Origin of the sequence: Desulfosporosinus orientis DSM 765, from assembly GCF_000235605.1 — a bacterium.
Lineage (GTDB): Bacteria > Bacillota > Desulfitobacteriia > Desulfitobacteriales > Desulfitobacteriaceae > Desulfosporosinus > Desulfosporosinus orientis.
Window position 1 is genome coordinate 3,538,334 of sequence record NC_016584.1, and the last position, 24,921, is coordinate 3,563,254.

General features: G+C 40.6%; 30 protein-coding genes, 1 pseudogene and 1 riboswitch. Of the genes and pseudogenes, 14 read left to right on the forward strand and 17 right to left on the reverse strand.

Annotated elements, in window-relative coordinates; translation table 11 throughout:
- Window positions 1-44: 44 nt before the first annotated feature.
- Window positions 45-818 (forward strand): TSUP family transporter, encoded by a 774-nt coding sequence (locus DESOR_RS16515; RefSeq protein WP_014185724.1) that lies wholly within the window; start codon window positions 45-47, stop codon window positions 816-818.
- A gap of 141 nt (window positions 819-959) precedes the next feature.
- On the opposite strand, the gene DESOR_RS16520 is transcribed toward DESOR_RS16515, so the two are convergent.
- From DESOR_RS16520 to DESOR_RS16530, 3 genes are read right to left on the reverse strand one after another with little or no spacing between them, the layout of a single operon-like run.
- Window positions 960-2,087 (reverse strand): VanW family protein, encoded by a 1,128-nt coding sequence (locus DESOR_RS16520; protein WP_014185725.1) that lies wholly within the window; start codon window positions 2,085-2,087, stop codon window positions 960-962.
- A gap of 27 nt (window positions 2,088-2,114) precedes the next feature.
- Window positions 2,115-2,957, reverse strand: coding sequence for a PRC-barrel domain-containing protein (locus DESOR_RS16525; RefSeq protein ID WP_014185726.1), 843 nt, complete (start codon window positions 2,955-2,957; stop codon window positions 2,115-2,117).
- Window positions 2,958-2,969: 12 nt separating this feature from the next.
- Window positions 2,970-3,497, reverse strand: coding sequence for a hypothetical protein (locus DESOR_RS16530; protein WP_148265280.1), 528 nt, complete (start codon window positions 3,495-3,497; stop codon window positions 2,970-2,972).
- A 403-nt stretch (window positions 3,498-3,900) separates the two neighbouring features.
- Between DESOR_RS16530 and DESOR_RS16535 the strand changes: the two genes are divergently transcribed.
- Window positions 3,901-4,953, forward strand: coding sequence for a sensor domain-containing diguanylate cyclase (locus tag DESOR_RS16535; protein ID WP_014185728.1), 1,053 nt, complete (start codon window positions 3,901-3,903; stop codon window positions 4,951-4,953).
- Between the two features lie 112 nt (window positions 4,954-5,065).
- Here DESOR_RS16535 and DESOR_RS29755 read toward each other — a convergent pair whose 3' ends face one another.
- From DESOR_RS29755 to DESOR_RS16555, 6 genes are all read right to left on the reverse strand, one after another.
- The gene (locus tag DESOR_RS29755) at window positions 5,066-5,212 is read right to left on the reverse strand and encodes a hypothetical protein (RefSeq protein ID WP_014185729.1); all 147 of its coding nucleotides are present in this window, start codon (window positions 5,210-5,212) and stop codon (window positions 5,066-5,068) included.
- A gap of 207 nt (window positions 5,213-5,419) precedes the next feature.
- Window positions 5,420-6,034: an IMPACT family protein gene (locus DESOR_RS16540; protein WP_014185730.1), complete on the reverse strand. Its 615-nt coding sequence runs from the start codon at window positions 6,032-6,034 to the stop codon at window positions 5,420-5,422.
- 1 nt (window position 6,035) lies between these two features.
- Window positions 6,036-6,425, reverse strand: coding sequence for a thioesterase family protein (locus tag DESOR_RS16545; RefSeq protein WP_014185731.1), 390 nt, complete (start codon window positions 6,423-6,425; stop codon window positions 6,036-6,038).
- Between the two features lie 104 nt (window positions 6,426-6,529).
- A complete protein-coding gene (locus tag DESOR_RS30680; protein ID WP_014185732.1) occupies window positions 6,530-6,655 on the reverse strand; it encodes a hypothetical protein in 126 nt (41 codons plus the stop codon).
- Window positions 6,656-6,679: 24 nt separating this feature from the next.
- Window positions 6,680-7,102 (reverse strand): CBS domain-containing protein, encoded by a 423-nt coding sequence (locus DESOR_RS16550; protein WP_014185733.1) that lies wholly within the window; start codon window positions 7,100-7,102, stop codon window positions 6,680-6,682.
- A gap of 106 nt (window positions 7,103-7,208) precedes the next feature.
- Window positions 7,209-7,931 (reverse strand): demethylmenaquinone methyltransferase, encoded by a 723-nt coding sequence (locus DESOR_RS16555; RefSeq protein ID WP_014185734.1) that lies wholly within the window; start codon window positions 7,929-7,931, stop codon window positions 7,209-7,211.
- Between the two features lie 233 nt (window positions 7,932-8,164).
- Here DESOR_RS16555 and DESOR_RS16560 point away from each other — a divergent pair, with 233 nt between their 5' ends.
- Together DESOR_RS16560 and DESOR_RS16565 are read left to right on the forward strand one after the other, a co-directional pair.
- The gene (locus tag DESOR_RS16560) at window positions 8,165-8,539 is read left to right on the forward strand and encodes a PadR family transcriptional regulator (protein WP_014185735.1); all 375 of its coding nucleotides are present in this window, start codon (window positions 8,165-8,167) and stop codon (window positions 8,537-8,539) included.
- Complete coding sequence (locus DESOR_RS16565; RefSeq protein ID WP_014185736.1) at window positions 8,529-9,713, forward strand: MFS transporter; 1,185 nt, start codon at window positions 8,529-8,531, stop codon at window positions 9,711-9,713. The genes DESOR_RS16560 and DESOR_RS16565 overlap by 11 nt, the downstream gene beginning before the upstream one ends.
- 92 nt (window positions 9,714-9,805) lie before the next feature.
- Here the strand turns inward: DESOR_RS16565 and fadR are convergent, their stop codons facing one another.
- From fadR to DESOR_RS16585, 4 genes are all read right to left on the reverse strand, one after another.
- Window positions 9,806-10,396 (reverse strand): fatty acid metabolism transcriptional regulator FadR, encoded by a 591-nt coding sequence (gene fadR / locus DESOR_RS16570; protein WP_014185737.1) that lies wholly within the window; start codon window positions 10,394-10,396, stop codon window positions 9,806-9,808.
- An 88-nt stretch (window positions 10,397-10,484) separates the two neighbouring features.
- The gene (locus tag DESOR_RS16575; RefSeq protein WP_014185738.1) at window positions 10,485-10,772 is read right to left on the reverse strand and encodes a winged helix-turn-helix domain-containing protein; all 288 of its coding nucleotides are present in this window, start codon (window positions 10,770-10,772) and stop codon (window positions 10,485-10,487) included.
- 23 nt (window positions 10,773-10,795) lie between these two features.
- Window positions 10,796-12,883: a ferrous iron transport protein B gene (gene feoB, locus DESOR_RS16580; RefSeq protein WP_014185739.1), complete on the reverse strand. Its 2,088-nt coding sequence runs from the start codon at window positions 12,881-12,883 to the stop codon at window positions 10,796-10,798.
- 84 nt (window positions 12,884-12,967) lie between these two features.
- Complete coding sequence (locus DESOR_RS16585; RefSeq protein WP_014185740.1) at window positions 12,968-13,234, reverse strand: FeoA family protein; 267 nt, start codon at window positions 13,232-13,234, stop codon at window positions 12,968-12,970.
- Between the two features lie 176 nt (window positions 13,235-13,410).
- A riboswitch (TPP riboswitch) is annotated at window positions 13,411-13,514 on the forward strand.
- A gap of 151 nt (window positions 13,515-13,665) precedes the next feature.
- Between DESOR_RS16585 and DESOR_RS16590 the strand changes: the two genes are divergently transcribed.
- The 5 genes from DESOR_RS16590 to DESOR_RS29415 all read left to right on the forward strand — a co-directional run bounded on the left by DESOR_RS16590 (window position 13,666) and on the right by DESOR_RS29415 (window position 16,847).
- On the forward strand, window positions 13,666-13,962 hold the full coding sequence (locus DESOR_RS16590; RefSeq protein ID WP_014185741.1) for a thiamine-binding protein: 297 nt from the start codon (window positions 13,666-13,668) through the stop codon (window positions 13,960-13,962).
- Window positions 13,959-14,729 carry an ABC transporter permease gene (locus DESOR_RS16595; RefSeq protein WP_014185742.1) on the forward strand — a complete coding sequence of 257 codons (771 nt, stop codon included), beginning with the start codon at window positions 13,959-13,961 and terminating at the stop codon, window positions 14,727-14,729. Before DESOR_RS16590 ends, DESOR_RS16595 begins: the two co-directional genes overlap by 4 nt.
- 27 nt (window positions 14,730-14,756) lie before the next feature.
- On the forward strand, window positions 14,757-15,752 hold the full coding sequence (locus DESOR_RS16600) for an ABC transporter substrate-binding protein (RefSeq protein ID WP_014185743.1): 996 nt from the start codon (window positions 14,757-14,759) through the stop codon (window positions 15,750-15,752).
- A gap of 11 nt (window positions 15,753-15,763) precedes the next feature.
- Window positions 15,764-16,519: an ABC transporter ATP-binding protein gene (locus DESOR_RS16605; protein WP_014185744.1), complete on the forward strand. Its 756-nt coding sequence runs from the start codon at window positions 15,764-15,766 to the stop codon at window positions 16,517-16,519.
- A 169-nt stretch (window positions 16,520-16,688) separates the two neighbouring features.
- Window positions 16,689-16,847, forward strand: a complete 159-nt coding sequence (locus DESOR_RS29415) for a hypothetical protein (RefSeq protein WP_014185745.1) — start codon at window positions 16,689-16,691, stop codon at window positions 16,845-16,847.
- 43 nt (window positions 16,848-16,890) lie between these two features.
- Here the strand turns inward: DESOR_RS29415 and DESOR_RS16610 are convergent, their stop codons facing one another.
- A complete protein-coding gene (locus DESOR_RS16610) occupies window positions 16,891-17,181 on the reverse strand; it encodes a zinc-ribbon domain containing protein (protein ID WP_014185746.1) in 291 nt (96 codons plus the stop codon).
- A 212-nt stretch (window positions 17,182-17,393) separates the two neighbouring features.
- On the reverse strand, window positions 17,394-17,882 hold the full coding sequence (locus tag DESOR_RS16615) for an HD domain-containing protein (protein WP_014185747.1): 489 nt from the start codon (window positions 17,880-17,882) through the stop codon (window positions 17,394-17,396).
- A gap of 107 nt (window positions 17,883-17,989) precedes the next feature.
- Here DESOR_RS16615 and DESOR_RS16620 point away from each other — a divergent pair, with 107 nt between their 5' ends.
- From DESOR_RS16620 to DESOR_RS16630, 3 genes are all read left to right on the forward strand, one after another.
- Window positions 17,990-18,970, forward strand: coding sequence for a glycosyl hydrolase family 18 protein (locus tag DESOR_RS16620; protein ID WP_148265281.1), 981 nt, complete (start codon window positions 17,990-17,992; stop codon window positions 18,968-18,970).
- A 153-nt stretch (window positions 18,971-19,123) separates the two neighbouring features.
- Window positions 19,124-19,393, forward strand: a complete 270-nt coding sequence (locus tag DESOR_RS16625; RefSeq protein WP_014185749.1) for a late competence development ComFB family protein — start codon at window positions 19,124-19,126, stop codon at window positions 19,391-19,393.
- 257 nt (window positions 19,394-19,650) lie between these two features.
- On the forward strand, window positions 19,651-20,325 hold the full coding sequence (locus DESOR_RS16630; protein WP_014185751.1) for a Crp/Fnr family transcriptional regulator: 675 nt from the start codon (window positions 19,651-19,653) through the stop codon (window positions 20,323-20,325).
- Here DESOR_RS16630 and DESOR_RS16635 read toward each other — a convergent pair whose 3' ends face one another.
- Window positions 20,326-21,180, reverse strand: a complete 855-nt coding sequence (locus DESOR_RS16635; protein ID WP_014185752.1) for a hypothetical protein — start codon at window positions 21,178-21,180, stop codon at window positions 20,326-20,328.
- A 137-nt stretch (window positions 21,181-21,317) separates the two neighbouring features.
- On the opposite strand from DESOR_RS16635, the gene DESOR_RS16640 reads away from it, so the two are divergent.
- Entirely contained in the window at window positions 21,318-23,567 is a 2,250-nt protein-coding gene (locus tag DESOR_RS16640) for a DEAD/DEAH box helicase (protein ID WP_014185753.1), read from the forward strand.
- 106 nt (window positions 23,568-23,673) lie between these two features.
- Here DESOR_RS16640 and DESOR_RS28180 read toward each other — a convergent pair.
- A pseudogene (locus tag DESOR_RS28180) lies at window positions 23,674-24,496 on the reverse strand (group II intron maturase-specific domain-containing protein); the annotation flags it as partial.
- Between the two features lie 4 nt (window positions 24,497-24,500).
- Here DESOR_RS28180 and DESOR_RS29595 point away from each other — a divergent pair.
- The gene (locus DESOR_RS29595) at window positions 24,501-24,647 is read left to right on the forward strand and encodes a hypothetical protein (protein ID WP_162470582.1); all 147 of its coding nucleotides are present in this window, start codon (window positions 24,501-24,503) and stop codon (window positions 24,645-24,647) included.
- The last annotated feature ends 274 nt before the right edge of the window (window positions 24,648-24,921 follow it).

Below are 24,921 nucleotides of genomic sequence, written 5' to 3' on the forward strand. Positions count from 1 at the left end.
ATGATGATGACGGAAAAGGATCTAAGGAGTATACTAATAAAGCAATGTTAGAAATGAGGTATCAAGACTTGTTCAATCTTGTCATCATCTGCTCCCTCGGCTTTTTAGCCGCTATGGTCGATGCTATTGCCGGCGGCGGCGGGCTTATCAGTCTGCCAGCATTACTAATGGTGGGTATTCCACCTCATTTAGCCCTTGGCACCAACAAATTTGCTGCATCCGTTGCCTCTTTCAACAGTTCCCTTACCTTTGCCCGTTCTGGAAAAGTACATTTTCCGCTGGTAAAGTGGCAAATCCCTTTTACTTTACTTGGCGCCTTCCTTGGGGCTTGGGCTGTCCTGAAGGTCAGTTCTGAATTTTTAAATAAAGCTGTACTATTCTTGATACTTTTTGTTGGCGTTTATACACTATTTCGAAAAAATTTAGGAATGAAGAATACCTTTAAAGGCCTTAATTCATCAAGAATTGTTGTTGGTTGCTTATTCGCTCTGATCTTAGGATTTTATGACGGTTTCTTCGGTCCGGGAACAGGATCTTTTCTAATATTCTCCTTCATAGCCTTCTTTGGCTTTGACTTTGTAATTGCTTCAGCAAACTCAAAAGTCCTTAATTTCTCCAGCAACATTGCTTCCCTCTTATTCTTTGCATGGAATGGTAAAATAATCTATCAGTACGGAATCCCCATGGCTTTATTCATGATACTCGGTTCCTACGTAGGTACCCGACTGGCTATACGCAGAGGTGCTGTACTTGTCAAACCTCTGTTTGTAATTATGTCACTATTAGTTGCGGCAAAGATAATTTACCAATATGTTTAAAGGAAACCTGCCGGAACTTGAAGTCACTGTCCTTCCACGAATTAACTTTGCATGAAAGCGCCCCAACAAGATAGATTAACTCCCGAACAGGAGCCTAGCAAGCTTCTATTCGGGAGTTGATTCTATCATCACTGTATCAACTTATTTAGGATCTTTATCCCAAGATTCCGGACCTATGGGATACCCTTCAGGTTTAGCGAGCTTAGGATGTTTATCATCAGCTAATCCAAACAACCTCACCCTTAACCAATTTGCTCCCGTTCGTACACTTATTAATAAATAACCCTTGGTATCATTCCGAAAGCGAAAATCAAGTATACCATAGGCAACTGTGGCATCTTGTCCTCTCATGACATAGGACACAGGCAAAGAGTGCGTGTGTTTCTCTACAATTTCCAAATGAGCTTGCATTGCAGCCTGATATAACGTGCTGGAATCCTGGCAGATGCCTCCCCCAATATCTCTGATCATGGTTTGATTAACGAAAACTATTGCCGGTGAATAGCCGCTTGCTATTGTACGTTCTCCAACAACGTTATTGAAGGAAAAAACTTCACCAGGCGGAACTAACTGATTATTTAAAGCCAGAGCAGCTAACCGTACATTGTTTGTTCTTAATTTGTCTTGAGAATTAAAATACGTAGTGTAGTCTCCTAAATTATCCGAAATTTGGGCCAAATCTTCCGTACTGGGCTTTGGAAAGACAATATCTACAACAGCATCCACCTGTTTTTGTTGGTGTTCCTGAGAAAGCTTTTGCCAAGTACCATCAATATCAAATTTAATTCCTGATACGCTTTTACTTCTTATGAGCTGTCCATCTGCAAACTCAACAGTGGCTGTCCGCGCTGGTTGGTCAATGCTCCTGCTAATAGACTCCAACTGAGGCATAATTTCAGCCTGATCTAGTTTAATATGATCGGAAAGAGCAGCAGCCCTGAATGATCGAGTCAGATTTTGCAGAACATTCTTCATAAAGGATCCTTTTGAGGCTGGAAAAACTTGATCCAACCAATGCTCTATCTCAGCATATGTGCTATCTAATGATAAAGGAAAAACTTGGTCCTGAAAGACTATAGTTTCTGGAAGTCTTTCTCTAATTTGAGCAGACAATTGACTTCTGGTCATCCCCGAAAAATTCTGGCCCCATACTACTAACCCCGATGGGGCCCGATCACGGGTCTTAGCATACGTAATAACAGCTCCAAACCCTAGCGTAACACATAGCTGCAGAAGCAAGACAAAGATAAGAAACCTTGCTTTTTTCATACTACCTACATCTCTTTAATTATTATTCTAATTTTTCTGCAGATGAGAAGTCACTTCCATTAAGGTGCTTCGTGTTTTAATGTGAGTTACCATTTCAGGTGAAATGTATTCACCGGCACTTAAAAGATCTCCATTGTCTAAAATAATATCCTTATCAACTTTTTTGCCGATAAAATATTGAAGCTGGCGCTGCTCAAATAAGTTGAAACCAAGCTCTTCTTCCCCAACAGTTTTAATACTCTCTGAAATTACTTCCTGAACAACAAGGTCTTCTTGCTTATCGCTTCCTTCTAAAGAATTATAACTTTGCTCTTCAGGCGTCTCTTCCATAGCAACTAGATCCTGAGCTAAGTCCTGAATTGTTAGTGTAGGTTCCTCAGTTTCCAGAGTTTCATAGTCACCAAGAACAGGTTCAGCCTCAACAATCAACAATTCCTTACCTAAGGTAATGATTCTTTCAGCATTAACTTCCTGTACTCTTCCTTCTGATTCAAAGCGACAGGAAGCTATGTGCCCTGTATCTTCATTAATAACAATTTCTTTAACTTCACCAATCAATTGTCCTTTTTTAGTTAACACTTTTGTTCCAATTACTCGTATATCTTGTTTTAATAATTGTTGAACTTCATTATTTTGAGCAACATCCTGTATAACATCAGGATTGGGAATGGTCATTGCAAACTCGCCAATACCGAGAATATTTTCAAATGAAATAACCTTTGCCCCAAAATAATCCGACGGTTGATCAATTATAACGAAATTTAAAGATTTACCCTGCTGACTAAGAACAACATCCTTGACGACACCTACTTGAGTTCCATCTGAAATACTAATGACTCGCAATCCAATAATTTCCTTTGTTGGCTTCACTGGCTATGCCTCCTACTCATTAAAATATTTATTGAGGTCTTCTTTGTTCATCCAAACATCAAAGTGAAATCGAAGTTCAGAATTAAATTGATAATAAAATGTATGAATATGAGTTCTTAGTTTTGTTAATCTTAATTCACATTCTCCAAGATCATTAAGTATCGAATAGCAATCCATGATTAAGTAAAAGGCCAGATCAGGCTCAGGATTGAGATCCAAAGCACGAGAAAAATAGTCTGCAGCGAGTCGAAAGTTCCCAGATTGCTTTTCTTGGAATCCCAAATCTATAAGTTTATCAACAGTTGGAATTGCTTCAACTTCCATGACAGAGTCTTCCTTGACAACCAAATTTTCTTCAATTTTTTCCTTAACATCAAAATTCTCAAAAACTACTTTTTCTTCTCCAGGAATAAATTCCTTAATAGCTAGGCTATCATCTATAATCGCAACTTCTAACTCACCATTATTTCTCCAATCCTGATATATTTTTATTATTTTTGACCATAAGGGACCGACAATAACCAAAATAACGACTGACAAAATCCACCATATTATCCAATCTGATCGAAGAGCCCATGGAAACACCAAGACTACACAACACAAAATAACCGAAATTGCGCATACTCGCATCCGGGACATTCCAAAAGATCCTGCCTGCCAAGTCAAAAAAACAACAAATGGGATACTTCCCAACACAACTGTTATTTCATATATCAGAGTACCGGTCCCCCCTTACAATGACCTGTCATTATTAAAAATTCGACAGAAGTCCTGTTTCTCCTTCTTCTTGCTCTTCTGAATTACATTCTTTTTAGTTTGATCTTAACAAATATTTCTTTTCGAAAATCCATTATTGTCAAAGGATTATTTCAATTGAAAGAGAATATAGTAAATAGTTCTGTCCTTTTCGTTTTATTGATTTAGGGTTATAGGGGGCATATCTATGTCATATGATCTGAAAACTGACCCAGAAGATACTTCAACCTTACTTCACAGAATACACATTTTAGAAAGCCAACTTGAAGAAATACGTTTACAAACCAACGTCCTATTAGACATTGCACGTGCACTTAATGCTTCACTTGATCCCAGAGTGATTGCTGCCAATATCATTAGCGCTATTGCTTCCCTTATTAGTATCGACCAAGCAAGCGTTTGTCTTTATAAAGAAAAAACTCAGGAGTTTGAAGTGATTGGAGTCTTTGACTCTAGAACAATCTCACCTCAAATTCCCCCAAATCTTGATTTTTCCTTTCTATCAGAAGTATTAGCTAAAGGAGAAACTTATTATTGTCCACCTGGAAACAAAACACAAGATTGGGAATGGATTTGCTGTTTACCTCTTCAAAATGCCCAGCATAAAACCGGTACTATCAATATCCATGCTATTCGACAAGCAGAAATTACTCCTGAGCAAATGCAGTTTTTAGAAACCGTTGCAGGTCATGCAACTTCAGCCTTAGAAAACGCTCTTCTTTATGCAATCGTTGAACGTGAATCAATAACGGATGGATTAACGGGTGTCTACAATCATCGGTACTTTCAAAAACGTTTAAGGGAATCTATTTCACTTTGTCAGCGTCATAAACGATCGGTGACATTTGGTTTACTTATGGTCGATGTGGATAATTTCAAACTGTTTAATGACCGCTACGGACATCAATTCGGGGATACAGTGCTGCAAACAATTGTTAGAGAGCTGAGAAATAATCTAAGAGAAGAAGATCTTATTGCCCGTTACGGCGGGGAAGAGTTTGTGATCTTAATTCCAGAAGCTACAGAAAAAATCATCTTGTTTATCAGCGAAAAAATAAGGGAAGTCGTCGAAAGAACTAAAGTCTATAATACCGCAACTGGTGTTGATGTTTCTGTTACAGTGAGTATTGGAGTCACTCTTTGGCGTTCAACGGATTCTCCAACTTCTGTAATTTTAAGAGCCGACCATGCTTTATATAAAGCTAAGACGACGGGCAGAAATCAAAGTGTCTACTATTAATAAATGAATGGGATTAAATAATACTAAAGGGCTATTGCGTTCAAACGTTTACATTCGAATGCATATAGCCCCCTTAATATTTAAGGTCCGATTATTTAATATTAAAACCATTTTAAGCTTCAATAGCTCTCGGCACTGGTGTGCCATTTTTAGGCAGTTTAGCCGCTAATTTAATAAGTTGAACACATGATGCAGTAATTACGACCGCACAACCTCCTAGAAATCCGCCGATAATCATGATAGGGATAAATGCTAACATACTTATCTCCTCCTTTATTTATCATTTTGCAAAGATTTTGCTTGTATCTGATCGTTCGACTTTTCACTATATCGAGTACAACTATTAATTCTTTTAATCTTTACTATTATATTACTATATATATATGAAAAAAGAAAGTGATTGTAATCACTTTCTTAAAGTTCTATTCTTCTGAATTTTATATAATCTTCAATAAAATGGACAATATTATCGCCACACGTAACCCTCTGCTTTATAGGAAACTTGTCGTCTGGTAAAGTCATCGACCCAATGCTTAAACAATTCTCCTTCGGATTCAGGGATAAGAACAAGAAGCTTAATTACTTCAAAAAATTCTTCCTTTTGAATTTTCCAGTAATGCTGTTCCAACTGATATTTGAGAGTTGCATACCATTCATAGGGTACTTGCAGAGTATACGTTTCATACATTTGCATTGTAGTCAAGTCCGAATCATTAACAACAAGGCGGGCGGTGCTGCCATAGGCTCTTGACAACCCTCCCGTGCCCAATAATATTCCTCCAAAATACCTCACGACCACAATCATTACATTCCAGATCGTCCGATGTTGTAAAACATCCATGATTGGACGACCACCTGTTCCTTGAGGTTCACCATCATCCGAAGATTTTTCAATCAAGCCATCATACAACCGATAGGCATAGACATAGTGACGCGCATTCGGATAATCTTCACGTGTTTTTTGCATGGCCAACTCTACCTGTTCTAAGCTGGTCACAGGAACAGCAATCCCTATAAAACGGGATTTATCAATAACTTGTTCTTCTGTGATAATCTTAGAGATAGTACTAAAGCTTTCCACTTTACATCCCCTGTTTGCGAGTTTGAGTTTTTGCTAGGAACGGATCTACATCTATGATAAAACGTTCATGCTTTCCTACGCCAATTTGTCCGGCTTCATCAAAGGCTTCTACGTTAAAGACTAATCTTCGGCGATCTATTTCCATAAGCTCCGCCGTTGCCTTGACCAATGCTCCTATAGGAGTCGCAGCGTTATGTTTAATACTCAAAGAAGTCCCCACACTTGATTGTCCTTCCGGCAATTGAAGAGAATTTACAGCAGCCTCTTCCATAAGGGCTACCATGGCAGGAGTAGCGAAAACCTCCAATTGTCCGCTTCCCATGGCTTTTGCTGTATTAGACAGAGTCACTGTTGTTTTAGCCTCACCTTTCATTCCTACGATTAAATTCAAAGCAAACACTTCCTATCTTATGTATTAAGTCGTTATTATTAGTCTAACATAAAACAGGCAATAGCGTTGTGAATTTTTCACAACGCTATTGCCAACTGACCTCTTTACATCCTGGCGATCCAATAACCGATATATCCAACCACAATAATTCCTACGATGTGCAGAATCCACCAACCGGTGCGAAACGCTCCCCAAGTCCCTAAATCCATACGCTCTCGCAAATCACTCATGATTATCACCTTTTTCAAAAAATCTTAATGATGTGCACCTTGGGAAATATCACTTAGGGCATCGCCTGCTTCATTAACATGAATTCTTTCAACAGCTAGATCTCCTAAAGCTACAATTCCAATCATTTTACCTTGGTCCACTACTGGTAATCTCCTAATTTGATATTGTGACATTAAATCTGCTGCCTCGTGAACATCCTGGTCAGGGGTAACAGTGACAAGATTCGAATTCATAATATCTTTAGCAATACAGCTCTCAATAGTTTTTCCAGCAGCAACTACTTTAAGAACAATATCTCTGTCGGTAATAATCCCTTCTACCTTCATATCCTCACAAACCGGAATTGAACCAACATCATTGGATTTCATTAATTTAGCAATTTCAACCACCGAAGCATTTGGAGCGACCCAATCCACTCGATTAGTCATAACGTCACGAACTTTCATACTTATCCCTTCCTTTGCCTTATTTACAAATGCCAAGGATAGTATGAGCAACTTTATAATGAATCATGCACAAAGTTTATTTTCCTAATGAATATTGTTCTACTCATTATTCCTTTGGCCTTGTTCCTGACACGATGGCAACAACACCACCAGCCAAATTATGATAACTCGTATTTTCAAGGCCGCACTCAGCAAAGATGCGGGCCAGCTCCTCTTGGGCCGGAAACTCTCGGGCAGAGTCATGGAGATATTGGTATGCACTGGCCTTATTCGCCCAAATCTTGCCCATTAAAGGGATGAGCTTTTCAAAGTACAACCAATAGGCCTGTTTAAAGCCTGGAAGTGATGGTTTAGCCATATCCAATGATACCACCTTGCCTCCGGGTTTAACTGTACGAACCATTTCTCGTAACCCCTGATGTAAGTCAGGCAAATTTCGTAATCCCCAGCCTACTGTTACTCCGTCAAATGATTGATCCTCAAAAGGGAGTTCCATTGCATTACCCTGAATAAATTGTATATTACCAAGGTTGGATGCTTGAAGTAACGATTTTTGAGCTACTTCAAGCATTTTAGCGGAAAAATCCAAGCCTGTCACACTGCCATGATTTCCTACTGCCTGCCCTAATTCCATGGATAGTTGACCTGTTCCACAACAAACATCCAAGATGTGCATGCTGGGCTTAGCTCCTACCTTTTGAACTGCCAGACGACGCCATCGTTTATCCATTCCCAAACTCATTAAACTGTTCATCAAATCATAACGCCCTGCAATAGCGTTAAAAGTCTCTTTTACATAAGTAGCTTTATCTTTCCCTGCAAAATCCATGGCAATCTCCCTACCTATTGGTTTTATTTTTATTGCAATAGTATTGACATTTTCTTAAATACTACCCTTACATTAACTTTTTGTCTAGAGACCAGCCTTTATGATGGCAACTTCATTCAAAATTAATTTTTAATTGATTAATTGACATATGTCAATGCACCAAGTATACTGCAATAAACAGTATAGTGCTTATTGCAGTATACTTGGTGCATTAGTGTAAAGGGGGCAGAAATTTGAATCGATCAAAAAAGAGCCGGCATACAAATGCTTTTATTCTTTTATTTTTACAGGAATCATCATCCTCCTATGGGGCTCAGATTCTCTCCAGCTTACAGTCCGATTTACCCTATTGTTTAACCGACAGTCCTAGCGTTTACCGTGCCCTTCAAGAAATGGAGGAGAAAGGTTGGCTAAAATCCAGTTGGAAGACCCCCGAAACTGGTCCTCCTCGTAAATGGTATGAAATCACACCCCAGGGACAATCGGCACTCCATGATTATGCTATAGACATTGCTAAACGTAAAGCTAATTTCGACTTTTTTCTTGAGCATTACACCGGACTTAGCAAGCACAGTATTTTTCGAAAGGAGCACCCAGATGAATTTTAAACAGCCTATTGAATATTCAACAATCGGTGTATTGTCACTGGCTCACATGCTTAATGATATGTATAGTAACTATCTGCCTCAAATGCTTCCTTTTCTTGTTGCTGCAACAGGATTAAGCGCAACTCGAGCAGCTATTCTAGTGTCCGCCTTTACCATTAGTTCTTCGTTCATCCAACCACTCTTCGGTTACTTTCTTGATCGGCAGGGAAAACGTTGGCTTGTCCATGTCGGCACAATATGGATGGCTATTATGCTCAGTTTAACAGGTCTTGTCACGAATTATCTCCTTCTTGTTCTGCTTGCTGGCCTTGCAGGCCTCGGAACGGCTGCCTTCCATCCCCAGGCCTCGACAATGATTACGGTTGTTAGCGGAGACCGAAAGGCTGTTCTTCTATCAACTTTTATTGCCTTTGGTAACATTGGGTTTGCTCTCAGCCCGCTTCTCCTTGTCCCCTTATTTCAGACTTACGGTCTCAGTGCTTCCGTTTATACAGTTATCCCGGGAATACTAGTCGCCTTACTACTCTATTTCTTTGCCCCTAAAAATAATGTGCTTGGAGGAAGAACCCCTTCTTTAAAAGAAGTAATACAATCTTTGCAAAATGCTCGTGCCGAACTGCTGACAATAACGAGTGTTATTGCCATTCGTGCCTTAGCCTATACCGGATTGTTAACCATCCTCCCTTTGTATTTTCAAGCTCAAAAACTTTCTTCCATTGCTTCTAGTCATTTAGTCTTTATAATGCTGTTCTCTGGAGCAATTGGCGGAATCCTAGGTGGATATCTTTCAGATCGCTATGGGCGCAAATTATTAATTGTCAGTTCACTAAGCCTGGCTACCCCTCTATTCTATGGTTTTCTAAACACCCAAGGCACTTTAAGCAGTGTATTTCTAGCTCTTGCTGGTGCTTCTCTGTTATCCAGCTTTTCTGTGACAGTTGTTGCAGCACAAGAAGCTATTCCTAATAATAAATCATTAGCCGCTGGATTAACCATGGGGTTTGCTGGAGGAATCGGCGGACTAATGGTCATAATCATTGGTCAAATAGGAGACCTCTATGGTTTATCAACAGCTATTTCCGTATTATTCTTTCTCCCACTCGTGGCTGGAGCTATTGCTTTACTCATGAAAAGCCGACCAACGGCTAAATCTGAGCGAATGGCAGTTCAATAATAACAGTGATTTTCACAATTTAGAAAAGGAGCCTTCTACTCATGTAGAAATGAGGTAGAAGGCTCTAGATATTATAATATACTTGATAAGTTTTAGGCTTCACTAATCTTAAAAGCTCCACGCATCAGGTTAAATACAAGATCTTCCGTGCCTTCTAAAGCCCGAGGCTTTTTAGAACTTACCCAATCACTAATTACTGCATCGAGTGTTCCAAAGAACATCTGACGGCCAATCTTAACGTCTGGCAAAACAATTTCCTGTTTTTCAACACCTTCAGCAAGTACCTGCTCAATCAAATGAAAATACTCCCGCAGTGGCCCTGATATTGCTTCTCGAATTTTCGGATCAGACTGTCTGAGCTCAATCTGAGTAACGACAGCTAAAGAACGATTTTCCTGCATTTGCTTGAAATGAGTCCGAATTATACAAAATATTCGCTCTTGAGTTGTCTGGCATTGAACAATGGATCGACGAATCTCTTGAATAAAACGTCCCATCCGATCAGAAAACAAGCTGACTAAAATATCTTCTTTGTTTTTAAAATATAAATAAATTGTACCATCAGCCACTCCAGCTAATTTTGCGATCTTGGAAACTTGGCAAGTATAATAGCCATATTCTGCAAAAGCCTCCGTGGCTGCATCTAAAATAGCGTGATATTTTTCCTCACGGGGCTTACTCATTTGATCACGAGCTCCCTTCTCAACACTTTCATAGATTACTTTTCTTGATTGCACTTTACAATCATATCATAAACTAACCCATCTATCATCATTTTGTTGAGCTTTGATCTAACATTATTTGACCTCTTCCTGTTAGTACCCAGCAAGTTAACGTTTCGGGAGTAAGAAACCCACATCCTTCACAATGACTATCTTGGTCATGTCCACAAGCGGAACTGCAAGTAGGTCCTAGAAGCTCTCGACGAACATACCCCATATGTTCCATTTGTTTTAAAGCACCTTCCAATTCTCTGACCGAATAACCAACCTCTGCAGCAAGTTGTGTCATTGATAACGTTTCTTTGCGCGATAAGATTTCCAGTATATCCCTAAGCATTCCGTTCCTCCCAAAGGGTAGAATTATTTGATACCTAATGCTAGCCCACAATGGAAAATAAGCCATCCTAAACCAAAACTAAGCAACAGATTGTAAGCAATTCCGAAACTTGTCCAGCCGATACTTCTGGATTCTTTATAGGTTGTTACAACGGATGCGAGACATGGAATATAAAGCATGTATACAACTAAAAAAGTATAAGCTCCCAAAGGAGTCATGGCACCTGTCATTGCCTGGGCTATAGATTGGGAAGCATCGGCTGCCACTCCATACAATATCCCTAATGTAGACAGGGTTGTTTCTTTCGCAGTAAATCCAAAAACAATGGCTACCATAATCCGCCAATCAAAGCCTAATGGTTGGCCAATAAAAGCGAGCCAACTCCCCATTTTCCCGGCCCAAGTGGCACTCATGGGTACCCCTTGAGGGTAACTGCTTAGTGCCCATACTATGATCGAAGCAACCAATATAAATGTCCATGCCCTTTTTAAGAAGGAATAGGTTTTTTGCCAAGTTGGCAATAGAATGTTTCGCATGGTTGGAATATGGTAAAGTGGAAGTTCCATAACGAAAGCTGAACGTTCTTTTTGGTTGACAACTCGTCTTAAAAAGAGTGCAGAAAACATCACAAGGACTAAACTTATAAATAAAAGGCTAACCATAACGACAGCACCTTGAGTACCGGGAAAAAATGCCGCAACAACTGCACTCATAACCCCTAAACGCGGAACACAGGGTATCAGAGGATTGATCAGCATCGTAATCAAACGATCTTTAGGGTCCTCAAGGGTTCGTGTTGCCATAATTCCAGGAACATTACAGCCATATCCTGATACTAATGAGAAAAAAGACTTGCCATGAAGACCCATAAGCTGCATAAAACGATCTCCTAAAAAGGCTGCACGAGCTAAATAGCCACTGTCTTGCATTAATGAAAAAAACGCAAAGAATATGGCAATTTGCGGAACAAATGCTAAAACGGCACCTACTCCAGCAAAGATTCCATCTCTCACCAGACTTTGTAAAACATCAGGTATTTGAAACCACTGCATTAGTCTAACAAGGTAATCAGCTGCCAAAGCCATCCCTTCAGATACAGCCCCTCCTAAGGGTGCACTGGCAACAAAGGAAAACCAAAACACCAGAGACAAGACGATGAACATAATAGGATAACCCCAAATAGGAGAAAGTATCCACTGATCCAGCCGATCTGTCCAGGTTGTTTTAATAGAATCTTCATGTTTCAAAAATTCCGGCAGTATTTTTGAAATGTATCGATACTTTGCATCAGCAACAGCCATTTCAAAATGATCCTTGCTCCACCCTTCAGCTTCATAAGTTTGGAGCAGCGTTTCTCCAGGCAAAAAAACCGATTCCTCAAGCTCATATTTCACTGGATCACCTATATCACAGCATGGATCCAAGCTTCTGTTTTTTTGAGTTGACTTGGGAACTCTCTTCCAGATTTGTCCTATTTCAGGATCTTGTTCTAAACGCTTTATTGCCAACCAACGTAACGGATACTGTGTAGCCCAAACAGTTTCCGCTAATAATTCTTCCATTGCCTTAATTTTGTTTTCAAGATCCTGGGGATAGGGCACATCATCTATCAAAGGATTGCTTTTAAACTTTCCTACCCTTATTGCTTCAGCTAAAAACTCCTCGATACCTTTTCCCTTTGCGGCAATTATTTCAACAACAGGTACATTTAATGCTAAAGCCAATTTTTGGGATTGGATGGATATCCCAGAAGATTTAGCTAAATCCATCATATTTAAACCAATAACTACCCTAGGGATTAGTTCCAGAATCTGTAAAACCAAATAAAGATTTCTTTCAATATTTGAAGCGTCCACCATTGCCATTACAACATCGGGTTTTTCCCTGAGAATATACTCGCGGGTTACAATTTCCTCCTGAGAATAAGCTGTCAAACTGTAAGTTCCAGGCAGATCGACTAGTTCAATTTCTTCATCAGCTCTTTGGATGACTCCAGACTTCCGTTCAACAGTTTTCCCTGCCCAGTTGCCCACCTGTTGATTTGAGCCCGTCAGAACATTAAATACCGTGCTCTTGCCTACATTAGGATTGCCCATCAAAGCAATTTTCATGACATTACCGCCTCCTCCCGTCGCAGCTCATCCTTATGTCATAGCGGCAACTCTATTCATTTATTAATTTGAGTAAGCGATAATCTATCGACTCGCTAACAAATGTTCAATGGGTTCTTGATTGATCACATTAACGATAATTTTAGAACATTCTCCTCGACGCATAGCCAAGTAGTATCCCTTCAATCGGATCTGAAGCGGACCACCAAATGGAGCACAACGAACAACTTCTAACTCAACTCCTGGGACTATACCCATATCCATCATTCTGCGACGCAAAGCTCCTCCGCCTTCAATATATTCAACCTTCGCCCGTTCTCCAGGTTTAAGATCTTGTAATAAGCGTTCCATTGGTCATCCCTCCTCTATCAAAATGATAACCATTCTCAGATTCATTCCAAAATATAACTGAGAATACATCTCATTCGTCTATAGAATACTCTTCATTCTCTACCCTGTCAACAAAAATCGTAAGCAGCCAAAGGTCTTGCACTCTCCCTTGATAATATGCTATAATTAATTAGTATAATATGGAATAGGGGAGCTAGAGTAACTGGCTGAGAGGGACAATAAGTCCGACCCTTAACCTGATCTGGGTAATGCCAGCGTAGGGAGGATAGATAAAAAAAAACGCCGCATTATTTGCGGTGTTTTTTTTATGCTAATCAGAAATAGCTTTGCAGTGACTTACTGCTGAACAACGGCTATTCCCCGCACTGGAATGCTTGGGGATAGCCGTTTTCTATGCACCCTACAAAAATTGAATAAAGGAGGAATCGTTAGTGGCAAATATAATCATGGCATTACAAGTCATACCGAAAGTTGAAGAATCCCGCATCTATGAGGTAGTAGACGAGGCAATTAAGGTCATCGCTGCCAGTGGAGTTCCTTATGAAGTTGGTCCCATGGAAACAACTATGGAAGGTGAACCAGATCAACTCTGGGAGATTATCAAAGAAGCCCAGGAAGCTTGTCTGCGTGCTGGAGCATCAAGAGTGATGGCATACATCAAGATGGATTACGTGCCGACAGGGTCTACTATCCATGAGAAAATCGACAAGTATCGCAATAAACCATGAACTGGAGTAAATGGAAAGAAAGGTTCCCCTCAATATTTTTTTTCCTCTTTCTGCTTACGAGTTGGCAAATTGTTGCAATGGCCGCTCACATACCTATCTGGATTCTTCCAACGCCTTTTCAAATCGGTACAGCCCTTCTAGAGACTCGTCATCTTATCTGGCTTCATACCCTTACAACCTTGACCGAAACTACCGCCGGTTTCTTTCTCGCAGTAGTTTTCAGCCTTTTAACTGCGGCAATAATGGTGCTCTGTCCATGGATAAAACAACTTCTTTATCCCTATTTGATAATATCTCAGACAGTACCGCTCATTGCCATAGCTCCTCTATTAATCCTTTGGCTGGGGTATGGTTTGCTCCCAAAAATTATGATTATCATTATTGTTTGTTTTTTTCCTATAACCATTAATCTTATTGAAGGCCTTGAATTAACGGACCCAGATCTTCTTAATCTACTGAGAAGCATGGGAGCCACACCCTGGCAGATGTTTCACATGGTCCGCTGGCCTCATGCCCTTCCTTCTTTCTTTTCAGGACTTAAAATAGCTGCTACTTATAGTGTAATGGGAGCTGTCATTGGAGAATGGCTTGGTGCCAGCTCAGGTCTGGGAGTATATTTAACGCGTTCATCTCATTCTTTTTTAACAGATCGAGTCTTCGCTGCCATTGTAACCATCACTTTTTTAAGTTTCTTTTATTTCGCACTAATTTCATTTCTTGCCCGAATCATGGTGCCTTGGGCTTCATCCAAACAGACTAAACATTAATCAAATTATATTAAAAGGAGAATAAATATGAAGAAGTTTCTCTATATCCTGGTTATACTGTTCTTACTTTCAGGCTGCAGCACAGCGCCCTCTTCCTCTTCCCCTTCCTCATCTAATCCGCTTACCCCAGTGACCGTTATGTTGGATTGGACTCCCAATACCAACCATACAGGTCTTTTTGTTGCTAAAGATAATGGATATTTTGCTCAGGAAGGACTGGATGTCCAGTTTGTACAGCCTTCCAGTTCTGGAACTGTAGAGCAGCTTGTTGCCGTTGGCAAATCCGATTTTGGAATAAGCCAACAAGAACAGGTCACTACCGCACGAGCTAATGATGTGCCCATCATATCGTTGGCAGCCATAATCCAGCATAACACATCTGGATTTGCCTCACTTTCAACGAAAAACATTCATACAGCTAAAGATTTCGAAGGAAGAACTTACGGGGGTTGGGGGCTTCCATCAGAAGATGCTGTCTTAAAAGCACTTATGCAAAAAGAAAATGCTGATTTTTCCAAGATCAATATGGTTAATATTGGTGAAGCAGATCAGCTTACCTCTTTAACTAAGGATATCGACCTGACTTGGATCTTTTACGGATGGACCGGTATTGAAGCTGAATTACGCAACCAACCTTTAGACATACTTTGGTTAAAAGACGTTGACCCTGCTTTAGACTTCTATACTCCAGTAGTCATTACCAGCGAAAAAATGCTTCAGTCCCAACCAGACCTTGTTCGTCATTTTATGAAAGCAGTTAGTGAAGGTTATCAATATGCCATCGGACATCCAAACGAATCGGCTGAAATTCTAATTAAGAACGCTCCTGAAGCCAATCCGGAGTTGATACGCAAAAGTCAAGCTTGGCTCAGCCCTCAATACCAAGCAGATGCAGAAAAATGGGGATTACAGAAAACTTCCGTATGGGAAGGCTATGCAAAATGGCTTGTTGATCGGAGCCTACTGCCCAAAATGGTTGATCCTGCAAAAGCTTTCACTAATGACTTCTTGCCCAAGTCCTAAAGGAGAATGCAATGGGACTCTCGCTTAAAAGTCTTTCCAAATCCTATCTTAACCCACAGCTTAACCAACCAATGAAAATTCTAGATTCACTCAATTTAGAGGTTGACTCCGGCACCTTTGTTTCATTGATTGGTCCTTCCGGGTGTGGAAAAAGTACTATCTGCAACCTTATTGCAGGGATTGACAACCCTGATTTCGGTGATATCATACTTGATGGGCAAAAAATCCAAGGCCTTCCGGGTCACATTGGATATATGCCACAAAAAGATTTATTATTGCCATGGCGTACCTTATTCGATAATCTCCTAATAGGATGTCAAATCCAACACAGGGATAAGCTCTCTGCTCGAGCAGAAGCTACAAAATGGTTAAACCAATTCGGTCTTACCCCTTTCTCCAACCATTATCCTCATCAGCTATCCGGAGGAATGCGGCAGCGTGGAGCGTTACTGAGAACAATTCTTTTTGGCAAAAAAACCTTGCTCCTTGATGAGCCTTTTGGGGCTTTAGATGCCTTAACCCGTCAAGAAATGCAACATTGGCTCCTAAGTATCTTAAGTCAAACACAGTATACCGTTCTCTTCATAACTCATGATATTGATGAGGCTATTCTCCTTTCTGACAAGGTAGTTGTTTTAAGTAAGCGACCAGCAACAATTATCCAGGAATTCACCGTCTCTTTTCCTCATCCTCGAAATCCTGAACTACTACTATCCAAGGAATCTTTAGAACTAAAAAAACAACTGCTCCAGCTTCTCATAAACTAAAGCTAACAGATGTGGAGAATAAAAAACAACAGGTATTTAGTCATTGTGAACTAATACCTGTTGTTTTTATATTCATACATAATTCATCGTCCAGGTAATCATACTTAATAATATGCTAAACGTTAAATTTCTGCCGTAACTTTCACAATACTGAAAGGAGTTCTTAAGTATGACCAACCCCAAAAATCGAGCCCCTAAAAGAATAGACATTCATCCTTCCGTATCAAATCCCAAAAGTTCTCAAAAACCTGATCCTGCCAAAAAGGTACGAAATGATGTGATTTTCGCCAAAGATAAAAGCCCCGATGATCTTGAGATTTACGAATAACAAAAAGGGCTAGGAGTTTACTCCTAGTCCATAATTATTGATATTAGTAGCGACGCATTGATTGGAAGCAGTCACGACAATATACTGGTTTTTCCCCAGACGGCTGAAAAGGAACCTGGGTTTCTACTCCACAGTTTGCACAAACTGCCGGATACATTTCACGTTGAGGACGATTTCCGCCGCGGCCGCTGGTTTGTTTGCGAGCGTGACGACAAGCCGGGCAGCGGGAAGGTTCATTTTCAAAACCTTTTTCCGCATAGAAGTCCTGCTCACCAGCGGAAAACACAAATTCCTGACCACAATCACGGCAAGTTAAAATTTTGTCTTGAGACATTATAATTCCTCCTTATTTGGCGTTCTTGTCCAGATTGGCTCCTACAAATTATCATCCTAGCACCAAATAAGATAAGAATAGTGGATTCCAATTTAAGTAAGGCCCCTAGTTATAACAAGTACAAGGTCAGTATAGCAGAAGGGGGTACTAATTAGCAACCCAAAACAACCTTGAAGACATACTTTTTCGAATATTATTCTTTTTCAGCGCTCTCAACATTCCTCTGATTTAATTCCCAAATCTCCTAACAGTTTAATTAGCCTCGCTTTATGAAATGGCTTCTCAATAACATCACCATACCAATAACAGTCCAATATATCGGCATCTTTGACTATTTCCTCAAGAGGGGAACCAATTTCATCCTTCTTGGAATGATTAATAACTGCTTGAACTATTTGTTCTTTCACTGCTTTTTCCATGGTTATATCTGCTAAAAATTGCCTAGCATGCTCCTCTCCATTAGGAGCATGACCTTGTTGGCGTCCTGTAAACCAGCGGCCGATGTCATGCAAAGCACAAGCCAACGCCGCTTGTTCTATCTCAACTCCCTTTTTTTCAGCGAGCATACGTCCAATTTGGGCACAGCTTGTTGCATGAACTTTTTCCCATCCAATCGGATAATCTCGTTCAGACCCTTGTTGTTCAAGAGTATCTAATAAATTGAAAATTCTTAGCATTTCCTTGATCGATTCCCATTTCATGACTTCTCCTCCATTTTACTTATTTTACCACTATAAAAAGGAAAATTTATTTTAGTTCTCCTCATATCTTATCCTAAAAGGATTTGCGATACGAGGAGGAGGTCTGTTTGAATTCAAGTTGGACACCCGCTGCACAACGTCTCTTAAACAAACGATTATGGATACTCGGTTATTATTCTGAAGATTTCCCAGGTGACATGCGCGCGGTCAACACACTAAAATATCATAGTTCACGTATTGATGTGTACGCTGATTTTGCCTTCCAGCTCAAGAGTGATGGCCAATTTACTGGCGAAATTAATAAGACTGCCCTTGAAACAGCCATAGAACGCGGCATCCCACCCCTTATTCTTTTCCACAATTTTAACGGAAAAATCTTTGATCCTCAACCCTTACGTTCAGTGTTATCATCGAATGCTTCCCAAAAAAATTGTATTCGACATATGATGAATCTGCTGCCCCCTTCTGCAGCAGGAGTTCATGTTGATTTTGAAGGTGTCGAATCCCCTTATAGAATCCCGTATTTATCCTTTCTTGAATCCCTTCGAGCTGAATTACATGGACGAGGTTTACTGTTAACCATAGCAATACCCGCCAAACGTTCCGAGTGGGAAGCACCTGGTTATGACTTTGGCAGAATTGGCAGCTTATGTGACTCCATAACCTTGATGACTTATGATGAACACTACTCAGGAGGTTCCCCAGGTCCAATTGCAAGCTTGCCTTGGATGACCCAAACACTTGATTATGCTATTCGCTATATTCCTAATGAGAAATTGCTATTGGGAATCCCAACCTATGGATATGATTGGTCAAGCGAACCTACCCGCCTCGTCCCCATGCGGGATGTCCCTGAATTAATCGCTCAAACAAATGCTCGCCCCCTTTGGTCAGATCAAGCCGTCGAACCCTATTTTTACTATTGGAAGGGACGAATAAAACATACAGTTTGGTATGAAAACGAAATTTCTTGTAAGATACGCTTTGGCTTTTTAAAGAGTTATCGTCTTAGAGGTATTGCCATTTGGCGCCTGGGGTATGAAACAAGTCGTTTCTGGCAAGAGGTTAGTAGTAAAATTCTTAAGTAATCATCTTAACGACAAGAAGAGCATCTTCATTAGGAGATGCTCTTCTTCGTGAATGGCAAAATTATAGAATAGTTAATATTACAACTACTTGTCCTTTCGATAATTACCCATTATCATTGAGTTAACGAAGAAAAAGGGAGCTGACCATAAATTATGTATGAACTAAAGAACCACACTGAGTTAGCTGTTCAGCAAGCTCTTCAAACTTACCTTCGCAGCAACAGTCTCAGCTGCTTTTGTGAACGCTGCCAGGCTGATATTATGGCCCTAGCTTTAAATCGTCTGCCGGCACGTTATTATGTTTCCCTACGAGGGGAAATAATGACACATTGGGAATCTCACGCCAATCCGGATCAAGCACGCATTATGGCAGAAGTAGTCCGCGCAGCCCAGCAAGTTAGTGCTACTCCCTCACATGCCTAAGGTGAAGCCTAATATATAATCTAAGACGCAGATTATTTTGCATTAAGAACGATTATAACAATTAAAATAGCGACAATAAACAATGAAAATGCTCTAAACCTGTCAGTTATGACTTGTTGCACTTTGATCGGTGTCCATTGAATATCTAACATAGTTCTTATTCCTCCTTACTCTTCTTTCTAGTGTATGGGTTTTCCTGGAATTTTGAGATAAGAAGAGTATACTAAAATATCATTATTTTACAAGAGGTGCATTCTTTGCTAAACTCTGAAGACCTTCTCCGCTTCGCACTGTTCTCGTCCTTAACAACCGATGATGTAGCCCCCCTGCTGCCTCATTTTATAGAACGTCGCTATCGTCGTGGGCAACTGTTGTTTGTCGAGGGAGAAGTCGGTTCATCGGTGTATTTCATCCTGACAGGTCAAGTTAAACTTAGTAAAACAACCTTAAAAGGTGCCAAACAACTTCTTGATCTTTGTGGCCCTTACGATTGTCTGGCCGAAGTTCTGCTGCTTGAAAACGGTTCATATTCTTCAACTGCTGAAGTTCTCCAAGATAGTACTTTGTTGGTCCTTAACAATGAGTTGATGCCCCAACTTTTACAGTCGAATCCTGCTCTCTCTGTAGCGCTTATTCGATCATTAAGTCGTCAATTGCGATTAGCCCAAGAATTCACTCAAATCCTAACAAACCGTTCTAAAGCAGGAATTTTGGCCGCCCTTTTTCTTCGCCTGGCTCATCCCGCAGCGACTCCAGATCAGCCAATTTTTTTGGACGCCTCTCTTACCCATAAGGATTTGGCCAGCATGATTGGTACTTCTCGAGAATATGTTAATCGAGCAATTAATGGATGGAAACGATCCGGTATTATAAATCAAACTAACAACCGATTAGAAATTATTAAACCCCACGAACTTGCGGATTGGCCATAATTAAAAAATCATGGAATTTGTACTGTTTGCCCGTTCAAATTGGCTGACAATCCGCCAACATTCATCCCAGGAAATATTGGTCTGACGGCGCCAAAATATCATTGCTGCACGAGTTTTTTCACACTCTCGATCATTAAGCATGCTTTGACTTGGCATTTTACCACCCCAGGCATTAACCCATTCTTGATAACAATGTATTAATTCAGCGGATTGATTCTTCAGATATCTTAAGGTATAAGTACTGGTTAGCCAATGAATTACTTTGTCCTCTTCACCTCTCGCATAAACTTGCCCATCTAAGTCTGCTCCAGAGATGAGAAGAAGCATAAACAAGAAATGAATACGGACAACCTTTCTCAGGCTCTCCGGGTTCATCTCATTGATTTCTGCAAAACGTCCTAAAGGTTTAAGATATAGTTTTACTGATGGATCCCGATAAGTACATACTCCAAAAGCCGCTAGTGGGATGGGATAAATATCATCCAATCCACTTTCCTGTAATTGACCTACCAGCTCTCGTTCAGCCTGAACCAGGTGCTGTTCTCTAACAAAAAACTGTTCAGCGGTTTCCTTCAAGAATGATTCCGCTTCCTTAGGTCGATCCGGAAGGGATTCTGCCCATTCTCGTAAACGTGAACGCCTGGGCATCAATATTTCTATGATTGAGCCTGTCTCTTGCTGCAATAATTTGAAACCTTGGCGAACCCTCTCAGGATCTCGGTACAATCCACGCATAAGCATTTCAGCTGGTTGGGGAATTTCAACGGATTCCTCAAACCGCACGATCACCTCTCCATTTTTCTCTGGAAACTTTAGCCCCATAGCCTTCTCAATATCTAATCTCATTGAAGACATATCAGATCCCCCTTAGCCTTGTCTCTTGTTTCATCCTATGGATTCGGGAGATAATTCAGACCATATCAGACTAAATTTGACCATTATTCATTGCTTTGTTAAAATTAGTAAAACATATCAGAAACGAGCTGACAACTATGTCTAAGCGCACTTATCACGGAATGACACTTGATCTTTTTCAAGAGCAAGCACTCGACGCAATTGATGCCGGTAAATCTGTTATTGTTGCAGCACCTACTGGGACCGGTAAAACTCTTGTTGCAGATTATCTCATAGAAAAAGCTATGAAAGAACATCTTAAGGTTATTTATACAGCACCCATAAAAGCCCTTAGCAATCAAAAATTCCGAGACTTTAAAAGCATGTTCGGAGAAGACGCTGTTGGCATTATGACCGGAGATGTGGTTCTCAACCCCAACGCCCCACTACTCATCATGACTACTGAGGTCTTTCGCAATCAAGTAATTACTGAAGACCCCAATTTAGAGTATGTATCCTACATCGTCTTTGATGAAATTCACTGGCTCAATGATGAAGAACGCGGAACAGTTTGGGAAGAATCTATCATTCTCGCTCCACCCAAAATGAAAATTCTAGGCTTGAGCGCTACCATTGCCAATGCCCGTCATCTAGTGGATTGGATCGAATCCATCCGTCATGAAGAGGTTGTTCTCATTGAAGAGCATAATCGTGTCGTTCCTCTCGAGTATTTTTATTACACTAAAGATACTGGCCTTGTAAGCTATGATCAACTTTGGCGTTATTACCGCCGAAAACTTAAAGAACGCATTAATGATGAAGCTCCCTTTGGAACTACCTCGCACTTAGACCTCATTCGCACGATTCAACGTGATCATCTTCCTGCGCTTTTTTTTGTTTTCAGCAGAAAGCAATGTGCTATAAAAGCTATGGAATTAGCTATAATGGCTAATTACCTAAAACCTAACGAACGAAAAATTGTCGAGGATAAATTCAAACATTTCTTTGGTCAAGAGACCGATTGGTCTTCATCAACACGACAGCTTAAACGTTTATGTTCCAAAGGAATTGCCTATCACCATGCCGGTCTCCTTCCCTCTCAGAAAGTCATCGTGGAGGAACTCTTCCTGGAAAGGCTGATAAAAGTACTTTACTGCACTGAAACTTTCAGCGTTGGCATTAATTACCCTGTTAAATCTGTATGTTTTGATTCTCTCAATAAATATGACGGCCGGAATTTTCGTCCACTTGCCAATCATGAATTCTTCCAAATGTCTGGACGAGCAGGAAGGCGTGGCTTAGATGAAAAAGGATTTTCCTTTGCCATCGTCGATCTAGGGTATATGGAAAAAAGCCCCCCGCCTAAATTCCAACTCAATAAACTTGAACCTCTCATAAGCCAATTTAGACTAACTTACAATACTGTCCTGAATTTAACAGCAACCTTGTCTCAAGCTCAAATCGAAACATACTTTCAAAAAAGTTTCTCAGCTTACACCTATCAGCTTAGTTCCAGCCAACTACATTCAGAATTAGCACAAATTCAAGAAAAACTTAAAGGAGCAAATCAACATTTGTGCAATGAAGTAGGCTCCTTCAGCTGCCCATTAAAACACTACCCCAAACGAAAAGAGCTTGAAAAGCTAAAAAAAGCATATCGTTCTTTAGGTCCCCGTAAGCAATCCCGTGTCTATGGACGAGAGATGGCTCGAAAAATCAGAACTTGGGAAAAGCTGCTATCCGAACCTCCTAAGGATTGTGCTCCACAGCATCAAGAGAACTGCTACACTCAAAGTAGAACTTACTTGTCACTGAAACAACAACAGCAAGAACTCCAAAATGCCTTAGCCTCACTCCCGGAAGAAAATGCTTTTCTCCTTGAATTTGAATACAAAAAAAATCACCTTCGCCAATTAGGTTATTTGCGGCAAGACGAATTATTACCTCGAGGAACATGCGCTAGCCGAATCTACGTTCAGGAACTATTAGTCACAGAATTGATTTACTCTGATGTTTTCTCACAACTTGATGACGATCAGTTTAATGCGTTACTATCAAGTATTGACTTTGAAGCTAGAAAAAACGATATGTTCCAGCGAGGCAATGTTTTTGATTGGACTCAGGTTAAAGAAATTGTTGAGTATCTGCAGAGCATTTGCGGACAGGATACCGTGAGATTTGACCCTCGCGTTGGTGTCATCACCCATGCTTGGAGCCAAGGCAGTACCTTTTCCGAAGTTCAAACCTTATGTAATCTTGATGAAGGAGATATCATTAGCGTCTTTCGCAGAACCATAGACTTAATGCGTCAAATGAGGGACGCAGTCATTGATTCCGCTTTGCGAAGTCGTTTAAAAACATGCATGGAAAAACTTGACAGAGATGAAGCTGCTATCATGGAACTATAATAAATTCCAATTAGAATCGGGTAGGAAGCTGATCATTATTTGATCAGCCGACCTCCCACAGCACCGTACGTACCGTTCGGTATACGGCGCTTCCAAAGTTTACACACTATTTCGCAGAATAACATTCACTAAAACTAAGGTATCCGATTCGTTCGAAACGCTCATTGGATAGGGCTTTCGTCAGAATAGGGCTATGGGCAACACGCCAATAGCCTTTTCTTGTGTTTGCCCACATCCATGCTTGTTCCTTGCTAATACCCGCTTTCTTCAGGTTTTCAAACCTCGTTCGGGTTTTCTTCCATCGCTTCCAAGTTACCATTCGTATGCGACTTCTCATCCATTCATCCAGATCCTTGAGCAGATTCTTTGCATCTGCAGGTTTAAAGTAATTTGTCCAGCCTCGTACCACTTGATTGAGCTTAGTTCTGCGCTCTTCGATTCCCATCCCATTGCTACGCCCAGTAATTCTCTCGGATTTTATCCTTAAGCTTCTGAATACTTTTAGGGTGGATTCTCAGGCGCCCTTCTCCCCTGTAAATGTAAAAGCTATATCCCAAAAACTTGACATAGTTTACATGCGCCACCTTCGTTTTCTCCCTATTTACCTTCAAAAATAAATTTCCTTCGATATAAGGGAGAATGTGATCAAGTGTTCGTTTTGCCGCCTTCTTACTTTTGCAGAAAATCATCATATCATCTGAACGTACAAAGTGGTGTCCTCGCTTTATCAGCTCGTGGTCGCATTCATTAAGCATAATGTTGCCAAGCAATGGACTCAGGGGTCCCCCTTGTGGTACACCTTCTGGGCTTTCTTCAAACATCCCGCCATTCATAACTCCCGCTTTTAGGAATTTGTGAATTAACGATATGACCCGGCCATCTTTTATTGTCTCCGACAAAATCTGAATCAGCTTGCTTTGGTTTACCGTGTGGTTGGTAGAAGATAGCCTCGTTTCCTTGTGCTATCAGCCCCAATCAGAACCCGACGTGCGGATTTCCCGCATCGGGCTCCCCAGAACAATTCGCAATCATGCTTTGCTTAAATATCAGGATGGAGAAGTTTTGGGTAGGGAAGTTTAAACCAATCCCGATTTGTAAGGTAGCTCCAGTATAACCGATGCCTTTGACTTCTCCGCCGAAGCGACCGTATCCACTGCATTACAACCTCATTGCGTATATACTCCAATTTGGGTTGGCAGTGATATAAGGAGAAATATTGGTAGAAGCCTTGCAACATGCTCGTTAGCTGTTTCTGTTGGTCGCGCCTTTTCCAGTGCATGTGGGATTTTAGCCATTTGTGCACCCGGTCGAGGAACTTACGACAACTTTTCACCGTCGGGATACGGATAAGAGC